Annotated in this window: 21 protein-coding genes and 1 pseudogene; 19 read left to right on the top strand and 3 right to left on the bottom strand. The window is 26.1% G+C overall.

What is annotated here, in order from left to right; genetic code table 11:
- Nucleotides 1-346: 346 nt before the first annotated feature.
- The 3 genes from NT01CX_RS05810 to NT01CX_RS05820 all read left to right on the top strand — a co-directional run bounded on the left by NT01CX_RS05810 (nt 347) and on the right by NT01CX_RS05820 (nt 4755).
- Entirely contained in the window at nt 347-1591 is a 1245-nt protein-coding gene (locus tag NT01CX_RS05810) for a hypothetical protein (protein ID WP_011722120.1), read from the top strand.
- A 343-nt stretch (nt 1592-1934) separates the two neighbouring features.
- The gene (locus NT01CX_RS05815; RefSeq protein WP_011722121.1) at nt 1935-3266 is read left to right on the top strand and encodes an esterase/lipase family protein; all 1332 of its coding nucleotides are present in this window, start codon (nt 1935-1937) and stop codon (nt 3264-3266) included.
- Nucleotides 3267-3444: 178 nt separating this feature from the next.
- The gene (locus tag NT01CX_RS05820) at nt 3445-4755 is read left to right on the top strand and encodes a hypothetical protein (protein WP_011722122.1); all 1311 of its coding nucleotides are present in this window, start codon (nt 3445-3447) and stop codon (nt 4753-4755) included.
- A gap of 76 nt (nt 4756-4831) precedes the next feature.
- Here the strand turns inward: NT01CX_RS05820 and NT01CX_RS05825 are convergent, their stop codons facing one another.
- Nucleotides 4832-5335, bottom strand: a complete 504-nt coding sequence (locus tag NT01CX_RS05825; RefSeq protein WP_011722123.1) for a GNAT family N-acetyltransferase — start codon at nt 5333-5335, stop codon at nt 4832-4834.
- A 168-nt stretch (nt 5336-5503) separates the two neighbouring features.
- On the opposite strand from NT01CX_RS05825, the gene NT01CX_RS05830 reads away from it, so the two are divergent.
- The 12 genes from NT01CX_RS05830 (at nt 5504) to NT01CX_RS12160 (ending at nt 16351) form a co-directional block, all read left to right on the top strand.
- A complete protein-coding gene (locus tag NT01CX_RS05830) occupies nt 5504-5878 on the top strand; it encodes a phage holin family protein (protein WP_011722124.1) in 375 nt (124 codons plus the stop codon).
- A gap of 162 nt (nt 5879-6040) precedes the next feature.
- Complete coding sequence (locus tag NT01CX_RS05835; RefSeq protein ID WP_011722125.1) at nt 6041-7216, top strand: NAD(P)-dependent malic enzyme; 1176 nt, start codon at nt 6041-6043, stop codon at nt 7214-7216.
- Between the two features lie 2 nt (nt 7217-7218).
- Nucleotides 7219-8058, top strand: coding sequence for a fumarate hydratase (locus NT01CX_RS05840; RefSeq protein ID WP_011722126.1), 840 nt, complete (start codon nt 7219-7221; stop codon nt 8056-8058).
- A 23-nt stretch (nt 8059-8081) separates the two neighbouring features.
- Nucleotides 8082-8627, top strand: a complete 546-nt coding sequence (locus NT01CX_RS05845; RefSeq protein WP_011722127.1) for a Fe-S-containing hydro-lyase — start codon at nt 8082-8084, stop codon at nt 8625-8627.
- 437 nt (nt 8628-9064) lie between these two features.
- Nucleotides 9065-10735, top strand: a complete 1671-nt coding sequence (locus NT01CX_RS05850) for a peptide ABC transporter substrate-binding protein (RefSeq protein WP_011722128.1) — start codon at nt 9065-9067, stop codon at nt 10733-10735.
- A 180-nt stretch (nt 10736-10915) separates the two neighbouring features.
- Entirely contained in the window at nt 10916-12355 is a 1440-nt protein-coding gene (locus NT01CX_RS05855; RefSeq protein WP_011721549.1) for an IS1182-like element ISCno1 family transposase, read from the top strand.
- A 229-nt stretch (nt 12356-12584) separates the two neighbouring features.
- Nucleotides 12585-13373 carry a hypothetical protein gene (locus NT01CX_RS05860; RefSeq protein ID WP_011722129.1) on the top strand — a complete coding sequence of 263 codons (789 nt, stop codon included), beginning with the start codon at nt 12585-12587 and terminating at the stop codon, nt 13371-13373.
- A 49-nt stretch (nt 13374-13422) separates the two neighbouring features.
- Nucleotides 13423-13971, top strand: coding sequence for a 2'-5' RNA ligase family protein (locus tag NT01CX_RS05865; protein ID WP_011722130.1), 549 nt, complete (start codon nt 13423-13425; stop codon nt 13969-13971).
- A gap of 178 nt (nt 13972-14149) precedes the next feature.
- Nucleotides 14150-15091: a glucosaminidase domain-containing protein gene (locus tag NT01CX_RS05870; RefSeq protein WP_039242428.1), complete on the top strand. Its 942-nt coding sequence runs from the start codon at nt 14150-14152 to the stop codon at nt 15089-15091.
- 102 nt (nt 15092-15193) lie between these two features.
- Nucleotides 15194-15370, top strand: a complete 177-nt coding sequence (locus NT01CX_RS12055) for an aspartyl-phosphate phosphatase Spo0E family protein (RefSeq protein ID WP_011722132.1) — start codon at nt 15194-15196, stop codon at nt 15368-15370.
- A 239-nt stretch (nt 15371-15609) separates the two neighbouring features.
- A complete protein-coding gene (locus NT01CX_RS05875) occupies nt 15610-16215 on the top strand; it encodes an accessory gene regulator B family protein (RefSeq protein WP_011722133.1) in 606 nt (201 codons plus the stop codon).
- A complete protein-coding gene (locus NT01CX_RS12160; RefSeq protein WP_011722134.1) occupies nt 16199-16351 on the top strand; it encodes an AgrD family cyclic lactone autoinducer peptide in 153 nt (50 codons plus the stop codon). Before NT01CX_RS05875 ends, NT01CX_RS12160 begins: the two co-directional genes overlap by 17 nt.
- Nucleotides 16352-16359: 8 nt before the next feature.
- Here NT01CX_RS12160 and NT01CX_RS12440 read toward each other — a convergent pair whose 3' ends face one another.
- Both NT01CX_RS12440 and NT01CX_RS05885 read right to left on the bottom strand, forming a co-directional pair.
- The gene (locus tag NT01CX_RS12440) at nt 16360-17013 is read right to left on the bottom strand and encodes a sensor histidine kinase (RefSeq protein WP_242648506.1); all 654 of its coding nucleotides are present in this window, start codon (nt 17011-17013) and stop codon (nt 16360-16362) included.
- Nucleotides 17014-17660: 647 nt separating this feature from the next.
- The gene (locus NT01CX_RS05885; protein WP_011722136.1) at nt 17661-18407 is read right to left on the bottom strand and encodes a LytR/AlgR family response regulator transcription factor; all 747 of its coding nucleotides are present in this window, start codon (nt 18405-18407) and stop codon (nt 17661-17663) included.
- A 385-nt stretch (nt 18408-18792) separates the two neighbouring features.
- On the opposite strand from NT01CX_RS05885, the gene NT01CX_RS05890 reads away from it, so the two are divergent.
- The 4 genes and pseudogenes from NT01CX_RS05890 to NT01CX_RS05905 all read left to right on the top strand — a co-directional run bounded on the left by NT01CX_RS05890 (nt 18793) and on the right by NT01CX_RS05905 (nt 22326).
- Nucleotides 18793-20094 carry an NCS2 family permease gene (locus NT01CX_RS05890; protein ID WP_011722138.1) on the top strand — a complete coding sequence of 434 codons (1302 nt, stop codon included), beginning with the start codon at nt 18793-18795 and terminating at the stop codon, nt 20092-20094.
- 129 nt (nt 20095-20223) lie between these two features.
- Nucleotides 20224-20658 (top strand): MarR family winged helix-turn-helix transcriptional regulator, encoded by a 435-nt coding sequence (locus NT01CX_RS05895; protein ID WP_011722139.1) that lies wholly within the window; start codon nt 20224-20226, stop codon nt 20656-20658.
- Between the two features lie 51 nt (nt 20659-20709).
- Nucleotides 20710-21077 (top strand): annotated as a pseudogene (locus NT01CX_RS05900) (HsmA family protein).
- Between the two features lie 145 nt (nt 21078-21222).
- The gene (locus NT01CX_RS05905) at nt 21223-22326 is read left to right on the top strand and encodes an AI-2E family transporter (protein WP_011722142.1); all 1104 of its coding nucleotides are present in this window, start codon (nt 21223-21225) and stop codon (nt 22324-22326) included.
- Nucleotides 22327-22428: the final 102 nt, after the last annotated feature.

Here is a 22428-nt window from a genome sequence, read left to right on the forward strand (position 1 = left end):
ATGTTTATAATTCATCTAGAACTATAGGAAGATTTGAACTACTTAAAAGAAATATAAATGCAGATATAGAAACAATAATAAAAAAATAAAAAGTAGTATTGCTTAACACTAAACACCCAAACACAAAGCCCTAGACTAACCCTAGAGCTTTTGTTATTTTCTAAAAATTTCAGAAGTTATAAATAATTTGTTTACGTCATTAACTAAGTTATATGTAAATATAAGTTAGTGAAGAAATTCATGCAACAATTGATTTAGCTCTTAAAAAGTAACTAAAAATTGAATAAAAAGGATAATTAGAGGAACATTAATTAATAAATTAATAATGTTTAAAGGAGTTGCTTTTATGAGTTTAAATCCATTTGAAGAAAAACCAGTTTGTGTTGAATCTACTATTGAAGATTGGGGGAAGTTGTATCCTCAAAAGTATGATAAAAATGAAGTAGATCCATATACTAAAACACGTATAATTTTAATGAACGGCACAGAATTTGAAGCTAATTGGTTTTCACATCAATTTTCACGTCACTGTGATAATAATGATGTAAGACGAGAATTGGCTCTGATGAGAAGAGTGGAACAGCAACAACAAAAAAAGATAAGTAATTTAAGACCATTAAATGAAACCATATTAGAAACAACTATAAGTTATGAACAACTTGCAGTTGATTTAACTTGTGCTCTTGCAAAAAATGAAAAAGATTCTGATGTAAAAAATGCACTTAATTTTGCATTGCTTGAGGATTTTGACCATTTGTATAGATATGCAGATTTGCTTGAGATGGAACAAGGTGTAAAGGCCGAAAAGCTAGTAGGACATTATACTGAAATCATGCCAGGAAGACCAACAATATCACATCATCGTCATCCTTATGATTCCATAAAAAGATCTACTGATTCCAAGAAGGCTGATTTGTTAACAAATCTTAATATAGGAATTATAACTGCAGCAGAACAACAAACAATGAATTATTACATGAATGTTAGTTCTTTATATAAAAGTGATATAGGTAGAAAACTGTATTTAGAAATTGGAATGGTAGAAGAACAACACGTTAGTCAATATGGAAGTTTAAAAGATACTAGATGTACATGGTTTGAAGAACTTTTAATGCATGAGTATACAGAATGTTATTTATATTATTCATGCTATGAAGATGAAAAAGATGAAAATATAAAAAATATATGGGAAAAATGTTTTATTCAAGAAGTTGCTCACTTACACAAAGCAGTAGAACTTTTAAGAAAGTATGAAAATAAAGATTGGCAACAAGTGATACCAAATGGAACATTTCCAAAGTTGCTTAATTTAGGACCAAATAAAGAATATTTAAGAGAAATATTAAAGACTGCAAGATTAACAGCTAAAAGGGAAGATTACGCAGAAGTTGATACACTTCCAGATGATTATGATTTCTTTAAATATCAAAACATTGTAAATAAAAATCTTAATGATGTTGCAAGTCATGTAGTTATAGAGGATTATATAAATAAAAAAGGAATGGATTATAGATTTGAGGAATCACCTAATCCAATAAATGAACTTAGAGATAGAAAACGTGATAATACAACTGTTGGTAGAATTAAATAGTTTTAAAAAATAAACTTTTATTGTTTTTTAGATAAAAATAATTTTATAATTCTACATATGTAGAAGATTTTAGGATATTGATAAATTTAATTTATTAATATCCTTTTGTTTTATGTTTTATTTTATTGAAAAAATATACAATATTTAATTATATTTAGCAAAATATGAAAATATTAATTGACATATGGTTCATAATAGTGTATTATATTAAAAAATGAAGTATTAGTTAACACTTATGTAAAATATTACTTAAAGGTAAATGTAAACCTTTAGATAGTTTATATTGCGTTAATTAATATTTTATTTAGAATTAAAAATAAATAATGAAAGGGGAATTAAGAACATGCAATCGAAGCTTAAAAAATTTATTTCAACAATCTCTGTATCTTTATTTACTTTAGCTTCTGTGTTAACGTTTTCAATGGCGAAGCCGGTGAATGCATTTGCTAAAGAAAATCAAAAAGTATCACAAAATAATTATCCTATAATACTTTGTCATGGATGTAATGGATGGGGTAGAACTGAAAACTTCGGAACAGTTGCTTTTGGAGCAAGATATTACTGGGGTGGAAATGTTGACTTACAACAAAAGCTTATTGAAAATGGATTTACAACTTATACAGCAGCTGTAGGACCACTTTCGAGTAACTGGGACAGAGCTTGTGAACTTTATGCTCAAATTAAAGGTGGAAGGGTTGACTATGGTGAAGCTCATGCTAAAAAACATGGACACTCTAGATATGGAAGATATTACAGAGGTTTTTATCCAGAATGGGGAACAAAGGATGAAAACGGCAATATACGTAAAGTTCATTTAATAGGACACAGCCAAGGTGGACAAACTATACGTATGTTAACTACTCTTCTTGGTCAAGGTAAACAAGAAGAAATATCAGCAACAGGAGAAAATACTAACGAATTATTTAAAGGTGGACATGATTGGGTTTCAGGACTAATAACATTAGCATCACCACATGACGGAACTACTTTAGCTGATATGAAAGGTACAGATGCTGCAGCAGCAATTGGTATAGGTGCAGTGGGATCAATGCTAGGAAATATATCTAATTCAGATATAATATTTGATTTAAAGGTTGATCAATGGGGACTTAAGAGAAAACCTTCAGAATCATTTATAAGCTATTTTAATAGATGTGCTACAAGTAAAATGTGGAACTCAAAAGATATTTGTTCAGTAGATTTAAGTACCAATGGTGCTGTAGAACAAAACAAATGGGTAAAGGCCCAACCAAATGTATACTACTTCTCATGGGCATGTTGTGGAACTATAAGAAATCCAATTAGCATATTTGGACATCATATGGCAAGTCCTATAAGAATGAGTGACAAGGGACTATATAATGTTCAATGGGCATTACAAGCTCAATTAATGGGAACATATAGCAGAAATAATCCTCGTCGTGCAATACCTGTAATTGATAGTAAATGGTGGCCAAATGATGGATATGTAAATACTATTTCTGAAAATGGACCTAAAGCTGGATCAACTGATGAAATTGTAAATTATAATGGAACACCTCAAATAGGTAAATGGAACTTTATGGGTGTTAAAGACATGGATCACGAAGATATAATAGGAAGACACTGGAATGGAGCACCTAACTTCTTTATAGACATGGCTCAAATGCTTAGAAATCTTCCTGTAACTGAATAATAAAATAATAGGAAAACAAAGAACTTCTAGTATAAATTTGTATTTATATTAGGAGTTTTTGTTTTCATGTTAAAAAAAGTTGAAATTAAGCATGGTAAAAAGTTATAATATTGAAAGAAAATATGACATTAAAAATTAATTGTAATGTCATAAAATAAACAAAGGAGATAAAGAATATATGAAAAGTAACAAAAAAGTTTTTGGAATAATAGCTGTTATTTTAATAGTTATATGTTTTTTTAGTATAAAACCCATAAAACATTATGTTATAAGAAAAGACAATTTTAATTGGCTTGCATATGGAATAAAACAACAATATGAAGCTAAACAATTAAACTTACAAGAAGAAATAAAATTTAGTGTTAAGGGTATTAGTGCTAATAATGAACAAGAAAAAGTATTTAATGATATGTTTAATAATACTACGTTAAGATTAGATATGAATTATGATTATGATAATTTTAGAAATCTAACAAAAGTTAAACTAAAAAATAAAAATGAGGATTTTGGAAATTTAGAATTGTTTTCTAATAAAGAAGGGGTAATATTAAAGTGTTCTGATATTTTTAATGGTAATTTGTACTTAGATTATAAGGATATTTGTAAGTTTTTTAACACATCCAACGATTCTAATAGCATTAATATAGAAAATTATTTACCTTTATTTGATGTAAGTAAAGATTCATATATTAAAAACATAAATAAGGATCTTTTAAGTACTCTAAAAAATAGTTTGAATCATAAATTTCAAAACAATGAGAATGTGCTAATTAAACTTAAATTTGAAGAAAGTGAAAAATTAGTAAAATGTAATGAACTTAAAATAAGTCTAAATAGTGAAGATATAAAAAATATTCTAAAGGAACTAAATAAGTTTGCTAAAGATAATCCTAATATAAAATTATTTTTAAAAAGCAAAATTAATCAATTCTTAGATATAGCAGTTAAAAATAATGATCTTGATAAATTTGGATTAACAAACAAAGATGTAAAAGAATTTAAAGAAGATAAGAATTTTGATAAATACTTCCATAAGGAGTGGGAAGAAGCCTTTACACAAATAATAAATGAAATTGATAAGACACAAACTAATGATGATTTTAAAATAGATATGTCATTTAGATTTGATAATGATGATAAAATAAGAAATGTTTTATGTATATATACTTTTAGACAACTAGGGAATATAGTATTTAATGTTGAACAAAATGTTAATATAAATTATTCTATAGATAAACAAGTGTTTGATTCATCAAAATACACTAAAGATATTAAAATTACAGAGTTAACTCCTAATAATTTAAATTCAAATATGGACAAGTATCTTAAGGATATGGAGAAGAAGCTAACTAATTTGTATCCTGAATTAAATAATAACTATAATAATAGTGGGTATAGTAATTTTAATAATAGCGTAAATAATAATTACAACAACAGTAATTTAAACACTGATTATTATACTAATAACTATGAATATGGTATAAATTAGAGATCTAAATAATAAATAGGACAGGATTAATTGATCTTGTCCTATTTTTGATTTAATAAAATATAAGTGGATTAGTTTATATTAATTTTTCAAAAGCTATTCTTTTACTGTTATCTTCTAGATAAACAACTCCACAATACTTAAAATTATTTTTATACAGTAATTTTTGCATAGATATATTATCTTCGTGGGTATCAATTTTTATGCTATGAATATTTTTATTTAGACAAATATCTTCAATATGTTTAATAATTACAGAAGCTAAGTTATTTCCTTTAAGTTTATTACTTATTGCTATTCTGTGAATAACAGCTGAATTTTCATTTGAAAGCCATTTACCATCATATATATTCGTATAGCTTTCTTCCTTGTCAAAAGATAAAGCTACTGTTCCTAGTATTATTTCATCTTTTACTAATACATATCCGTAACCTTTATTAATATCATTATCTATAGTTTCAAAATTTGGATAACCATCTTGCCATTGGTCGATATTGTGTTTTTTAAAGTAATTTTGAGCTTCAAATATAATTTCTAATATATTAGTAATGTCTGATTTAGTTGATTTTCTAAATTTCATACAAATTCTCCTTTAAATATAATAAATTTATTATATATTAAAAATTTATACAATAAAAGAGAAATTATTTTAATGCATAATTAAAAAAAATAATAAGTTTTTATTATATTTATTAATTATAAGAGCAAACTATAAAAGAAGTTAGAAATTATAAAGGAGGCATTTTAATTGGGAAATAATACAGGTAATCAAAAAGAAGGTTCAGGAAACAATAGCTTTCTTGGATGGGTAGTTAGAATGGTACTGTTTGCTATAGTATTAGGAATAACATCATTTTTTACTCCTGGATTTAGTATAAAAGGATTATGGTCATTTATACTAGCAGCTATTATAATTACAGCAATAGATTATTTTGTTGAGTCTTTTATGGGAGTAGATGCATCTCCTATGGGAAAAGGAGTAAAAGGATTTATCATTGCGGCTATTATAATATATTTAACTCAATTCTTAGTTCCAAATATGAGAGTATCTATAATAGGAGCATTATTAGCAGCAGTAGTTATAGGGATTATAGATGCTATAGTTCCTGGAAGGGTAATGTAATAAATTTTAAAGAACAAACAAAAAACATCAGACTATTTGTCTGGTGTTTTTTTATTTCAAAAATTAATTCAAAGGAAATTATAAATTATTGTAGAATAGTAAAATATATGCACGAATACTTAGAATAACTGTAATATAAAAGGAATTAGAGGGGGATATATTATGAAGTATAATGAAAAAAGTTTAAATGTTCATGAAAAAAATAAAGGTAAAATTTCCATACTACCAAAGGTGAAGGTTGAAAACAAAGAAGAATTAAGTATTGCTTATACTCCTGGGGTTGCAGAACCTTGTAAAAAGATAAATAAAAATGCTCATGATGTATATAAATATACATCAAAAGGAAATTTAGTAGCTGTAGTAACAGATGGTACTGCAGTGTTAGGACTTGGGGATATAGGACCAGAAGCAGCTATGCCTGTTATGGAGGGAAAAGCAATATTATTCAAAGAGTTTGCAGATATTGATGCTTTTCCTATTTGTTTAGATACTAAAGATACTGAAGAAATAATAAAAACAGTGAAATTTATATCTCCTACATTTGGAGGAATAAATTTAGAGGATATATCAGCTCCTAGATGTTTTGAAATAGAAAAGAGATTAAAAGAAGAATTGGATATACCAGTATTTCATGATGATCAACATGGAACTGCTATAGTTGTTTTAGCTGGATTATTAAATGCTTTAAAGATTGTTAAAAAGTATATATCTAAGGCTAAGATTGTAATTAATGGAGCGGGCTCTGCCGGAATTTCAATATGTAAACTATTGTTACTAGCAGGAGCTAAAGATATAGTAATGTGTGATTTAAAAGGTGCTTTGGCAGAAGGTGAGCATTGGATGAATGATTCTCAGAAGCAAATAGCTAAATTGACTAATAGAAGTCTACAAAAAGGAAATATAGAGGAAATTATAAAAGGTAAGGATGTATTTATTGGGGTTTCAGGTCCTAATGTAATCGATGCAAAAATGGTATCTACTATGAATAAGGATTCCATTATATTTGCTATGGCTAATCCAAATCCAGAAATAATGCCAGATGAAGCTAAAAGAGGTGGAGCTAGAATTGTTGCTACAGGAAGATCAGATTTTCCTAATCAAATTAATAATGTACTTGTATTTCCAGGAATATTCAAAGGGGCTTTAAAAGCAAAAGCTAGAGATATTAATGATGAAATGAAACTTGCAGCTGCAAAAGCTATAGCAAGCATAATTGCAGAAGATGAATTGAATGAAGAGTATATAATTCCAGATGCATTCAACAAAAAAGTCGTTTTAGCTGTTTCAAGTGAAGTTGAAAAGGTAGCTAAAAATATGGGAATATCAAGGGAGGGTTAAATATGAGAGTTATAAATTCTAAAGATATTACATCCGCTATTAAAAAGCTTTCAATTGAAGCCAATTATTTTATTAATGAAGATGTATTAAAAGCCTTAGAGAAAAGTTATAATTATGAAGAATCTCCTGTTGGAAAGGAAATACTGTTTCAAATAATAAAAAATAATAAAGTAGCATCTGAAAAATATATGCCTATTTGTCAAGATACTGGGGTAGCTGTGGTATTTGTAGAATTAGGACAAGATGTACATGTTGAAGGAGATATTAATAAAGCGATAAATGAAGGAGTAAGAGAAGGATATAAAGAGGGATATTTAAGAAAATCAATGGTTGGAAATCCCTTATATAGAAAAAACACAGAAGATAATACTCCTGCCGTTATTCATATAAAAATTGTACCAGGAGATAAAATAAAGTTAACTCTTGCGCCTAAAGGTGGCGGAAGTGAAAATATGAGCAAAATAAAAATGTTAAAACCATTAGAAGGGAAAGAGGGGATAAAAAAGTTTGTATTAGACACTATAAGTGAAGCAGGAGGAAATCCATGCCCTCCTACTATAATTGGAATTGGAATAGGTGGTACTTTTGAAAAAGCTGCTTTAATGGCTAAAGAAGCACTATTAAGACATATTGATGATAAAAATAGTAATCCTAAGATTGCTACATTAGAAGAAGAATTACTTAGGGATATTAATAATTTAGGAATTGGACCTATGGGAGTTGGAGGAAGAACTACTTCATTATCAGTAAAAATAAATACATATCCATGTCATATTGCTTCTCTTCCTGTAGCTATAAATATAAATTGTCATGCATCTAGACATAAGTCTATTATTTTATAATTAAGTTGATTGGAGAGTTAAAAATGAAAATAAATTTGCCTTTAAGAGAGGAAGATATAAAAAATTTAAAAGTTGGAGATAAGGTAGAGCTTTATGGAACTATATATACTGCAAGGGATGTTGCACATTCGCGTATAGTTGATTTAATAAATAATAAAAAAGATTTACCATTTAAATTAGAGGGTCAGATAATATTTTATGTAGGACCAGCACCGGCTAAACCGGGAAATGTAATTGGTTCTGCAGGTCCAACTACAAGTTATAGAATGGATAGCTTTGCACCTGTTTTACTAGATAATGGTTTGAAAGGAATGATTGGAAAAGGACCTAGAAATAATGAAGTTAAAGAATCTATAAAAAGAAATAAGGCAATATATTTTTTGGCAGTTGGTGGAGTAGGTGCATTAATAGCAACAACCATAAAAGAATCAAATGTTATAGCATATCCTGACCTTGGTACAGAAGCTATAAGAAAAATAGAAGTTGAAGGATTTCCTGCTATAGTAGCAAATGATATTTACGGAAATGATTTGTATGAAATAGGTAGAAAAAAATATGAAATAAAATAGTTATAAAAAATTATATTTATTCAAATAAGTATATTTATATATGCATTATAAATTATTAGAAAATTTGAACATAAACATAAAACGAATAAAATATTTCATAAATGCAATTTACATGTAATATTAAAAATATTTTATAATATATTTATTTTAATGATTAAATAAAAAATATGCTATTTAAACTTTATAATATTAAAAATTTATTATTAATATTGACCAAATGTTAAAAAAGTGTTATTATTTATAAAAATAATGAATTAAATTATTAAAATGAAAAATGCAGTTATATTGCAGTTATATTTTTGGAGTGTTTTTACAAAAATATGATTTATGAATTTTCATAAAAAATATATTGCATTATCTCTAAAATTATATTTATGAATATTAAGTATAAATATAATTTTAGAGGGGGCTTATAGTAATAAAAAGGGGGAATTTAAATGAAGAAAAAGTTTATAGCTGTAATACTTACAGTGGCATTAGCCACTACTATGTTGTTTACAGGATGTGGAAGTGCAAAGACAGGGGCAACTAATGCAGGAGGTAATACAGCTAAAAGTGGGGGCATATTAAATGCTGATTTACCAGAAATTAAAACATTAGATTCTAGTCAAGCACAGGATACAGCATCATCAACTCCAATTGGAGCATCTTTTGAAGGGTTAACAAGAGTAAATAATAAAAAAGTAGAACCTGGTATGGCGAAGGAATGGAAATTATCAGAAGATAAAAAGACATACACTTTTATATTAAGGGATGCTAATTGGACTGATGGAAAACCAGTAACAGCAAAAGATTTTGAATATGGATGGAAGAGATTGGTTGATCCAAAAACAAAAGCACCATATTCAACATTTATAAATGGAATAGTTAAAAATGCAGATAAAATTTCAGAAGGAAAATTAGATCCTAAAGAATTAGGAATTAAAGCTAAAGACGATAAAACTTTAGTTGTAACACTTGAAAAACCAGTACCATACTTTGATGACTTGACAGCTTTTACAGCACTTTTCCCATTAAGACAAGATATAGTAGAAGCTCAAGGGGACAAATATGGATCAGATCCAACTAAAATGGTATACAACGGACCATTTGTAATAGAAAGTTGGCAAAAAGGTGGTAAAACTATATTAAAGAAAAATGACAAATACTATGATGCTAAAAACGTAAAACTTGAGGGAATAACTTTACAAGATATAAAAGAACTTCCAACAAAGTATCAAATGTTTTCAGCTAAACAATTGGATATGATGGGGGCTACAGGAGAATACAAGCAAAAATTAGAAAATGATGCTAAGAATGGTAAATGTGAGTTAAGTATTGGAAAGGCTCCTATAGCTTTCTATACTCTATTTAATATGAATGGAAAGAATAAACTTCTTACAAATAAAAATATAAGACTTGCATTATCTTTAGCAATTGATAGAGAAACATATGTAAATAAAATATATAAAAGAGGATTTGTAGCTTATGGATTAATTCCAGAAACTATAAATTGTATTGATAGAGAATTTAGAAAAGAAGTTCCAGAACCATTAAAGGCTGTAATTGATAAAAAGCAAGATCCCAAAGCATTATTTATAAAAGGATTAGAAGAATTAAAGATGGATAAAGATCCATCAAAATATACTTTTACTTACATGACTCATGGCAGTGATGCTTTTGAAAAACAATCAGGTGAATATTTCCAAAATCAATGGAAAACAAAAATAGGTGTTAATATAACAATTAAACAACCAGCTAGTTTTTCAGATTATTTAACAAAATGTCAAGCTGGAGAATTTGATCTTGCAATATCAGGATGGGGAGCAGATTATAATGATCCATCTAGTATGACAGATGTATTTGCTAAAACAAATGGAAATAATCATAGTAAATACTATAATGCAAAATATGAAGAAATTATAGCTAAGGCAAACGCAGAGCTAGATCCAGCTAAAAGACTTGAACTATATAAACAAGCTGAAAAGTTAATTGTTGCAGAAGATGTTGGTATAGCACCATTATTTTATAAAGATTTAAGTGGAGCAAGACAAAATTATGTAAAAGGTGTTCAATACCCAGCCTTTGGAGCAAGTTATGAATTTAAATGGGCAAGTATAGAAAAATAGTTTATATTTGAATTTAAATGTATAAAAAGCTTTCACTATGTGAAAGCTCAGGCTGTTGATAAACATAATTTGTCAACAGCCTTTTTACATTTATTACAAAAAGGATTTTTAGTGTTTATGTAGAATATATATTTTAGAACAATAAATCTTTTAGCCCGTTAGGGCTCCTACGGAGGAAAAATGCTTACTAATAATGAAAGAAAACAAAATCAATTAGAACTAGTTTATATAGAAAATTTAGTACCTGAAAATCACATACTTAGAAAGATAGATAAATACATAGACTTTTCATTTATAAGAGATTTAACTAAGGATTTATATTGTGCTGATAATGGCAGACCTTCAGTAGACCCAGTTGTATTATTTAAAATGCTTTTTATAGGATACCTATTCGGTATACGTTCAGAGCGTCAGCTTGTAAAAGAAATCCAGGTAAATGTAGCTTACAGATGGTTTTTAGGATATGGACTTACTGATAAAATACCAAGTCATTCCACTATAAGCCAGAATAGAACAAAAAGATTTAGTAATACAAATATACATCAAGAAATATTTGATAATATTGTATTTCAAGCTATTAATAGAAACTTGGTTGATGGCAAAATTCTATATACTGATTCTACTCACTTAAAAGCTAACGCTAATAAACATAAATTTATTAAAAAAGAAATAACTAAATCCACAAAGGAATACTTTGATGAATTAGAGAATGACATTAATAAAGATAGAATTAATCATAATAAAAAGCCTCTAAAAAAAAAGACTAAAATAGCTGAAACTAAGGAAATAACAGTAAGTACAACTGATCCAGACAGTGGATATATGGTTAGAGATGGAAAACCTAAAGGCTTTTTTTATTTAGATCATAGAACTGTTGACGGAAAGTATAATATTATAACAGACGTTCATGTTACTCCCGGGAATATAAACGATGTAGATCCTTATGTTAAAAGAATAGAAACTCAAATAGAAAAGTTTAATTTTAATACAAAATATTTAGTAGCAGATGCCGGATATTCTACGAATCCTATTTGTAAACAAATTTCAGACAAAAATTATCAAGGTGTTTTTGGGTTCCGTTTAGGACCCCATGTTAAAGGAAAATATACAAAATATAGATTTCAGTATGTTAAAGAATTAGATGGATATGTGTGTATTAATAATTGCTTTTTAAAATATAGAACTACTACGAGGGAAGGTTATAAAGAATATTTAAGTAATGCGGAGCATTGTGCTTATTGCAAATATAAAAATAATTGCTTAACATCTGATAAATCCATTAATAGAACTATACGTCGTCATGTTTGGGAAGACTATAAAGATCAAATTTTTAGCTTTACTAAAACAGAAAAAGGTAAAAGTATTTACAAACGACGTAAAGAAAAGATTGAGCGTAGCTTTGCTGATTCAAAAGAATTACATGGGCTACGTTATTGTCGCATGCGAGGAATTAAAAATGTTTCTGAGCAGTGCCTACTTACAGCGGCAGTTCAGAATATGAAAAAGATAGCCATGGTGCTATCGCATTATTTTTTGTGTACATTAATTCAAATTTATTCCAAATTAACATACATAATAAATATTTTTCGAATGCTATCGCATAAAAGAATTTTGGCGTAAACAAAAGCCCCCAATTGTTGGGGGCTTTTTGAACAATCTGAGCTTTCACTATGTGAAAGCTTTTTATTATGTTCTATGTTTTAAATTGCTATTTATTGTAATACTTTTAAATTTATATGGATTTATTTGGTTCATTAGATGTATAATTAATATAAGGAAATATAAGTTTAACGTATGTATATAAAATAAAGGTAATTAGTTATTTAAATAAAGTGAGGAGGAATCAGTTATGAATGTTAAAGAGTATATAGAAAGTAGCAGAGTTAGTATAAAACCCATATCATTTTTCTATATTAAGAAGTTATTAAAATTATATGGATTGCCCACAGAGCCAAATTTAGATAACTTAAATTTGTATAAAACTGTATTAAATACAATAAAGTTAAGTTTGCCTAATTCATTTCCAGATATAAGTGATATTTCAGAAGAAATATGTCCTATAGTATACAACAAAAAAATTATTAAATTAGAGAAAAAACTTCAGGATATATTAAATTTAGTAAGTAATCTAAAAAAACAAAATTTCACTTATGTAAACAAAGAAGAAATAAGGGATAAATTACAATATGATGAAGAAAATAGGGTATTATTTAGACTTTATTGTTACTTAGGATATGACAGGCAAGATAGAGTTAATTTAAAAAAATTATGTAAGTGTATTAAATATTATATAAAAACAATTAATGAAGTTTTGGAAAGTGACATAGATGAATTTAACAAGATGAGTTTAATAACAAAAGATGATATTACCTATATATCTTATATACATGATCAATTATCTACAAATGATAAGAAATATATAAATATACATGAATTTATGAGAGATGCATTTATATCTATAGAAGATTTAAAAGTTAAAGAAACTAAAAAAGAGAAGTTAAAGGAAATATTAATCTCTATAACATTACCTTGTATGCCAATACCAAATATTATGATTGATGAAAATTATTACAGTATGCATGCTTTTAGACATGATGTTAAAGATAATATAGAATACTTGATTAAAGTTGTTAAATAAAGTTGTTAAGGTATATATAAAATGAAAGTGTAGGAGAAAATTTTAGATTATGAGATATTATTTAGTGGCACTATTTGATAACGAAGATTATAAAAAAATAGAAAAAATTCAAAAAAGCATAGCCAGAGAATATAATATATATAATAGTTTACCTATGCTTCACATAACTCTTGAAGTTATAGATAATCCTGATGTTGATAAGCTTGAAAAAGTAATACGTAAGATATTAGAGCCTTATAAAAAGTTTAAAGTACAAATAAGTGGAGTAATATGTTTTGAGCCACCTTATAAATCTGTTAATTTAAAAGTAGAAGGAAAAGGATATATAAATAGATTATGTAGAACTATAAATGAGACTTTGAAACTATATGGATTTAGGGTTAGAAAAAATATTGAAAATTGGGATATTCACATATCATTGGCTAATACTAATTTTTCTTCAAGAGAATGGTCTTATAATGAATATTCCACAGCCTGTAGTAATTTAAAACAGGATAGAATATGTGAAATGATAACAATAAATAAAATTGAACTTTGGAAGCCTATAAATGATAAGAAAAGAATGGTTGTAAAAAGTATTCCATTAAAAGATTTTTAGTTAGTACAATGAATTAATTTTATATAAAAGAACTTTCGGTATTATATAAATTTATCGAAAGTTCTTTGTGTTTTTATAAAAGTAAAATATTGATTAATGAAAAAAATTCTAATATAATTATTAAATGGAATATTTTTATGGAATTTAATAAATTTGATGGTGTTAGATGGAGGAAACGATGAAGAAGAAAATGTACTGGTTAAAAGGTGTTTGTGGGATTATGTTAGGATTAGGAGTATTTATAATAAAGTCTAGCCTTTGTTATGCTGATGCTCAAGCAATATTAGAAGTAGATTCCAATAAAAAATGGGAAATAAAATTTAATAAACCTATTTCAAGATATACTGTATATGATGGTGTGCAAATAAAAGATGACAAAAATAATATTTGCGATTTAGTTTTTTATATTAAAGATAATAATACAAAGATTGTGGTTGAGTGTATTGATAATTTTAAAAAGAACAAAGTATACACATTAACAGTAAATAATAGTATAAAAGATGAAAATGGTAGAAAATTAGCACACTCTAAAAGCATTAAATTTAAAGTTAATAACCAAACAGAAAGTGATTTGGAGTTGGAAAACAATCATTCTAATTGTTTTGAAAAAAATCCTATAATGGGAAAATCCGATTTAGTTGCAAAAAGCATGGGAGATTATGTATTAAGTCATAATAAAAATCCAAAAACTTCAATAGACATATATAGTCTTGCAAAACTATTTTTAGAAGAGGGACAGGCTGAAGGAGTTAGAGGAGACATAGCTTTCTGTCAAAGCATAAAGGAAACAGGTTTTTTTAAATATGGTGGACAAGTATTACCAGAACAAAATAACTATGCAGGAATAGGTGCACTAAACAATGAGCCTATAGGAAAAGGTGCATGGTTTAAAGAAGCTAGAGATGGTGTAAGAGCCCAAATACAACATTTAAAAGGGTATGCAAGTAAAGAAGAACTTAAAAATCCATGCATAGATCCAAGATATAATATATTGCGTAATTTAGGGGTATGCGGAAGTGCGTATTATTGGGAAGATTTAAATGGAAAATGGGCTGTCCCAGGTAAAAATTACGGGGAAGATATTATACATATATACAATAGTATTAAGAAGTTAAGGTAATTGATTTTATTAACTTTACATGATATAATATTGTAAAATTTAACATTTTGAAAGTACAATTGATAAAATATCAAATAAACTTTTAGAACTGGAGAGGATATTATGATTAAATATAAAAGTTCCTCAGAAGAAATAAAAGACATAATAGAAAAATTGAGAGATCCTCTTAATGATTTGATGAATTACTCTGATTATGAGTATTTTAATGAGGAAATTATTGAGTTAAGTCAAGTTTTAGACAAGCTTATAGCAAAATATATGATTAATGTACATAACTAGAACATTAACCATATATTATTACTATCTTTTAACAGAAGTATAAGTATACGATTTCTACAAAACAATATTACCAGGTTTTTCAACAAATGTAAATATATATTGATTATTATATAAAAAATTATACTTAAAATTGTAAAATGCATTTAAAGGAATAAAAATGTTATTTCAAGGAGGATATATTGACATTAAATACATTAATTACTAAAATAATATAAAGAATTTATTATGAGGTTATATCTATGAAATTGTCAGAGAAATTTAGCGAGAAAGTAACAACTTATGTAAAAAATACTCTTCCCAATAAAACAGAAGAGGATTTAGAGATAATAAAATATGGTGTTGAATTATTGTTTATGAATTTTACAAAGCTACCACTTATACTTATAGTAGGATATATGTTAAACATATTTAAAATGACTGTATGTGCAATGATTATTTTTTCAGTTATTAGAAGATTTGCTGCTGGTATTCATGCAAGAAAAAGTTATACATGCTTAGCATCTACTATGTTAGTTATATATGGATCAATATATTTATCTTTAAATTTTAAATTAAGTAATATATTAAAGATAATTATATTCTGTATATGTTTTATAATATATTTAAAGTATTCTCCAGCAGATACAGAAGAAAAACCGTATTTAAATAAAAATTTAAGAAAAAAGTTAAAAGTAAAAAGTATAGCAGTTATTATTTTATATTTTTTATTATCATTAGTTTTCAATAAGAATATGTTTATTTCAAATATATTAATACATTTCATATGGATTGAAGGGATTTTAATATTACCTTTAACCTATAAGATATTTAACAGGAGGTATAATAATTATGAAAATTATGAATAAGTTATCTAAAGGTATTGCAAAGACAATAAGCAAGATATCTACAGATGTGGCGTATACATCAACAGAAGCATGTGTTTCTCTTAATGGTTTAGAGGAACCTAAAATGCCAAAAGTATTATTAAAAAAGACTAAGTAGATTTCTACTTAGTCTTTAATGTATAAGTCTTGAATAAACATATCATTCTTTACGTACGTATTTAATATAGTATTTTCAGTATACTTTTCATTAAGTATAGAATGGACATTATAAAGTCCCATGCCTCTATTAGAACCTTTTGAAGAATATCCTTTTTTAAATATAGAATTTAGTTTTATATTGTTATTTGCAAAACTATTTAATACAGTTATGTTTAGTCCTTCGTTTTTTATAAATGAAATAGATATAAATTTGTCAGAACTTAGTTTAGCTGATTCCAAAGCATTGTCTAAAAATACACCTAAAATTCTACATAAGTCAAATTCGCTCATGTAAATATTATCTATAATATCAAATATTTCTATGTTTACTTTAATATCATTTTTTATTATTTGGGATATCTTAGCTGATAATAATCCCTTGATTCCCGAATTTCTTATCTTCTTTAATTTTGAAATGTCATAATAATCTTTCTCCTTAAACACGTTTTTATTGAAATAATTTTTTAAACTAACATAGTCATTATTTTGTAAAAATCCATTCATCATAAAAATTATATTATTGTAATCATGTTTAAATGACGATATGTCATCTATTAGATTCTCAATGCTATCAGAATAAATTTTTAATTGATTATATTTTTTTTCTTTGATCTTTAACATAATAAGGTTATGATTGAAAAGATAATTTGTATACAAAAATGCTAAAGATAAATAACCTGAAAAAATGCATAATATAAAGATAAAAATAAAAGTTTTATTTTTTAAATAACTATTAAAACATTCATATAATAATAAGTAACTTATAAGCAAGATAAATGTTAGCATAAGTATAAAAAAATTTTTTATTATTGAATTGCAGTAATTTAAAAAATACTTATCTTTAATATATTTCCAGAGCATTGAATGAATATTAATTATAAAAATATTATTTATTATAATTAATATATTTGAACAAAATTTAAGCACATTATTAGATATAATATAAGATAAATTTAAATCTAATAAATTAGAAAGAATTATAGCTATTAATTGTTCTGAAAATATCATTATTATTAATGTAAAAAAACAAGTTTCTATAATTAAGAAAAAATCTTTATTAAAAACTTTTTTAAACAGTAATATCAATAAGATAAATGTTAAAAGTATTTTAAAATGATATAAGTTATTCATTTTGCTTATAAAATTGTGAGAAATAGCTATAATTAAAATTATAATACTATTTTTTTTAGTTATAGTAAATTTATAATTCATTAATTTATAACCAACATATAAATAAGTATAAAAATTTAAAAATAACAAAAATATGTTTAATATATCCAATGTTTATTCACCTCTTTTATGCCATTTCTAGATAGAGGACATAAAATATCATTTGTTAATTTTACAAATGAATTATCTTGAGATTTATTTACACTTACTATACAATCTTTATTTACTATAGTTGTCTTATGTATTTGTATAAAATTATCATCTAATTTACTTTTTAATTCCTTAAGTGTAGTGTAAAATTGAATTATATTTTTATTAGTAGAAAGTTGAACTTTTTTACTATTCTTTATAGTTTCAATACAAATTATATCCTTAAAGGGAATGTTGAAAATTTGAAATCCAGATTTAATTTTAAGTGTTTTTTCTGCACTTGTTGGTGTATTTTTTTGTAAGATTTTTGTAGCTGTAATCAAGCTATCTTGCAGGTCTTTAGATAAATTATAATTTTTATCTATAAATTGAAGTATGCGCAATTTATATTGAAATACTTTGAAACCTAACTCTGAATGATTAGTTATATAGATCATCTCTCCAGTGTAATTATCCAATTTGCGAATTTCTCTTCCTAATAATAAGCCGTTCATTTTTTCATTTAAGTCTATATCTAATATGTAAATACATTTAGCATTTTTGGTATCACTAATGGCATTTAAAATATCTTTGCTATTATTAAATATTGATACTTTGAAGGATTTGAAATTAAGTTTTTTATAACATTCATTAACTACTTTAGTTATCAATTTTAATGTTTCAATATTATCATCGCAAATAAATATATCTATCATATAATAAATCCTCCTATAAAAAATTCAAAGGTTCTACAGATTCATATATAAATTATATATGAATTGAAGAAAATTACAAGTAAGAATATGGAATTCAAGTCGCAAAAATAAAATATTTGTCGTTATTTCTTAAAGGATTTTATAAATAATAATTAAAAAAGTTATATTTTATAAGAAAATATAGAATTATAATGAAGTGTGTATTTAATAATATAGAAAATATATGTAAAGTTTTTGAAAGAATATGTGTTGAGTTTGTTAAAAATAATAAAATACAAAGGTAAATGCGAAAATTAAGGTTGATTTTATAAAAATTTTTAAATATAATATTTAATGCACCTTAAGTGGTGTGGGAGGGAGAGGGAAAAAGAAAAGGAAGAGAAGTATGAGTAAAAAATTTAATAATTTATTTGATTTGAAAGGAAATAACACTACTATTAAGAAGGAGCTAGTAGCAGGATTGACATCGTTTTTTGCTATCGTGTATATTATAGCTGTAAATTCATCTATATTACATGATGCAAAGGTGCCACTTGAAGGAGCTATAATTGCAACAGTATTATCTTCATTTGTAGGATGCGTATTGGTTGGACTAATTGGTAATGCCCCTGTTATAATGGTGCCGGGAATGGGAGTTAACGCATTATTTTCTTACACAATCTCCACAAGTATGGGACTTACATGGAAACAAGGACTTGCAGCTGTGTTTATTTCAGGAATTGTTTTTGCAATTGTAGCATTTACAAAACTTGCAAAAATACTTACTGAATCAATCCCTACATCTTTAAAAGAAGCTATAACCGTTGGTATAGGACTTTTAATTATGTTTATAGGACTTCAAAAGTGCGGTATTGTAGTTTCAAATCCAAAAACTTTTGTTGGACTAGGTAATTTAAGTGATCCAGCAGTATATGTAACACTTATTAATTTAGTTATTACATTAATATTATTTATATGTAATGTTCCAGGAAATTTCTTAATTGGTATGATAGGAGGAACGATAATATCTGGATTATTCCATTTATTTGATATTTCACAAGTTACATTTAAGGGATTTTCATTAGGTGGATTTAAAGATGTTTTCATGGTTATGGATTTTAGTAAAATTGGAACATCTACATTTTGGATTGCTGTATTTTCAGTAACATTAGTGCTTGTGTTTGAAAACTTAGGTTTACTTCATGGACACATAAATGTAATGTTAAAACAGCCTGAAAAGTTTAAAAGTTCTTTTAGAGTATGTTCATTATCTGCAATTACATGTGGAATGTTTGGAACAAGTCCTACAGTTGCTACAATAGAAAGTGCGGCTGGAATAGCAGCAGGAGGTAAAACAGGAATTACTTCTATATTTACAGGAATATTATTTTTAGTATCACTATTTTTACTTCCGATAATAAAGATCATACCTAACAGTGCAATATCACCTATACTTATAATAATTGGTGGACTTATGATGAAAAATGCATTAAACATAGACTTTAATGATTTTTCAGAAGGATTCCCTGCTTTCTTAATTATTGCTATGATACCGTTAACTTTTAGTATAGTAGATGGTATGGCATTTGGATTTATCGCATATCCAATAGTTAAGCTTGCAGCTAAAAAATCAAAAGAAATATCACTTACTATGTATATAATTCCTATAGTATTTTTACTAAACTTTATATTACATGCAGTAAGTTAAATTTTAGGACAGCATATGCTGTCCTTTTTATTTTGAAAATGTATGGTTTGTTCTATAAGATTATTGACTTTAAGATAAAAATATATTATATTTTATAAATAGTTAGCATGCAAACTATTTGGAGGGGTTATGAATTGTACATCTGGTTTTAAAATTGCATTACTTATTAAAGAAATAAATTCTAAAATAAATTATAAAGTTACAGAGGAACTAAAAAATATAGGATTAACTGTTCCTCAAATTACAGCTATAAAATTTATAGCACATAGAAAGAAGGTAACTGTATCTGAACTTAGTGAAGAAATGAGTGTTACTAAAGCTACTGTATCTGGTATTCTAAATAGATTAGAGAATATGAATATAATCAAAAGAATAAGGAGCAATGAAGATAAAAGAATTGTATATATAGTTTTTTCAGATGAGGGATTAAGCTTAGCTAAAGATATAAAGCATATAATGAATAATTGTTTTGAAAATATATTCAGTAATGTTTCTAAAGAAGATTTAATTAGCATAGACAATCATTTAAGTTCTTTATTAAAGGTAGTAGAAAAACATTTGTAAAATTATAAGTAAAAATTAAACTTGATTACGTAGAGAGGATGTGTAATGGTTATGTTAGCAAAAGCAATAGTTTTTATAACTTTAGCTCTTATATTTTATACAATTGGAGTTTTTTCAGAAAAGAAACAGGTACATTAAAGGTATGGCATGTAGTTGTATTTTGGTGTGGACTTGTATGCGATACATTAGGGACAAGTTTTATGGGGAAAATAGCAGGTTCTATGTTTGAGGTGAATATACATGGTATAACAGGATTGCTTGCTATAATACTTATGTTATTCCATGCTATATGGGCTACTATTGTATTAGTAAGAAATAGTGAACAATCAAAGAGAACATTTCACAAATTTAGTATAGTTGTTTGGATAATTTGGTTAATACCATATTTATCAGGTATCTTCGTTGGAATGAGCAAATAATAATAACAAGAAGAACTTTAAGAATTCATACATTTCTTAAAGTTCTTTTTATTGTTTTAGAAATTTATTAAAAATTAAATTATACAATAGAATTTGTGTTATAATTATACGACAATTAGTATTAAAGACAAAGGAGGAAAATAGTTTGTTTAATATAAAAAGGATTAAGTATTATGACATAATAGTAGCTGTAATAATATCTTTTATAGCCATTCAGCTTATAATTAATTATAAATTTATCTTAAAAATATTAGGTGATATAATAAATATACTGACCCCATTTATTTTAGCGTTTACAATAGCTTATGTTTTAAATCCGATAATGAAGTTCATAGAAAAAAGACTAAAGTTTAATAGAGGAACAAGTATAGTATGTACATACATTTTAGTTATGAGCTTAATAACTGTTTTTTCAATAACAATAATTCCAAAAGTTTTTAATAGTGGAATTGATATGATCGATAATATACCTGAATTTGCACAAAAGATGTATTCTTGGACTAGTAGCCATATTCCAAGTAAACTTATAGGTTCAGGAAGTATTTTAAGAAACAATTCTGGAAAGTGGATAGAAAAGCTTAGTATTATGTCTTCAGAATGGATATCTTTATTATTATCGACAATAGTTTCAACTACAACGTCCTTAATTAATTTTTTGTTTGGACTTATAATATCAATATATATGTTATATGATAAAGAGAAGTTTCAAGATATAGCTACAAAATTAGTTTATATATTATTAAAAGAAAATAAAGGAAATAAGTTTATAAGTTTTATAAAAACTGTTCATACTATGGTTGGAACTTATATAGGAATAAAGGCAATAGATTCATTTATAATAGGTATTATATGTTTTATAGGTCTTATGATTTTTAAAACTCCTTATGTACTTATATTATCTATTATAGTTATGATTACAAATATGATACCGTACTTTGGACCTTTTATGGGTATGATACCTCCAGTTGTCATAAATATTTTTTATGATCCTAAACGAGCAATTGGAATTTTAGTATTTTTAATTTTATTACAACAATTTGATGCATGGATACTTGAACCCAAGCTTGTAAGCACTAGTGTAGGGGTTAGTCCATTTCTAGTTATATTAGGTATAACCATATTTGGAAGCGTATTTGGTGTTATAGGAATGCTACTTGCATCACCAATTATGGCAGTGTTAAATATATATCTAGGAAAATGGTTTAGAAAAAAAGTAAATCAGTATGAAAATTCACTTAAACAAGAATAGCTTATAGTTTTAGGCTATTCTTTTTAATTTTTAATAAAAAATTTCTTTAAAGTTTTCTAAAACTAATATATTATATTGTAAGAGAAAAATATATTAGTTACT

Origin of the sequence: Clostridium novyi NT (assembly GCF_000014125.1) — a bacterium.
Taxonomy (GTDB): Bacteria; Bacillota; Clostridia; order Clostridiales; family Clostridiaceae; genus Clostridium_H; species Clostridium_H novyi.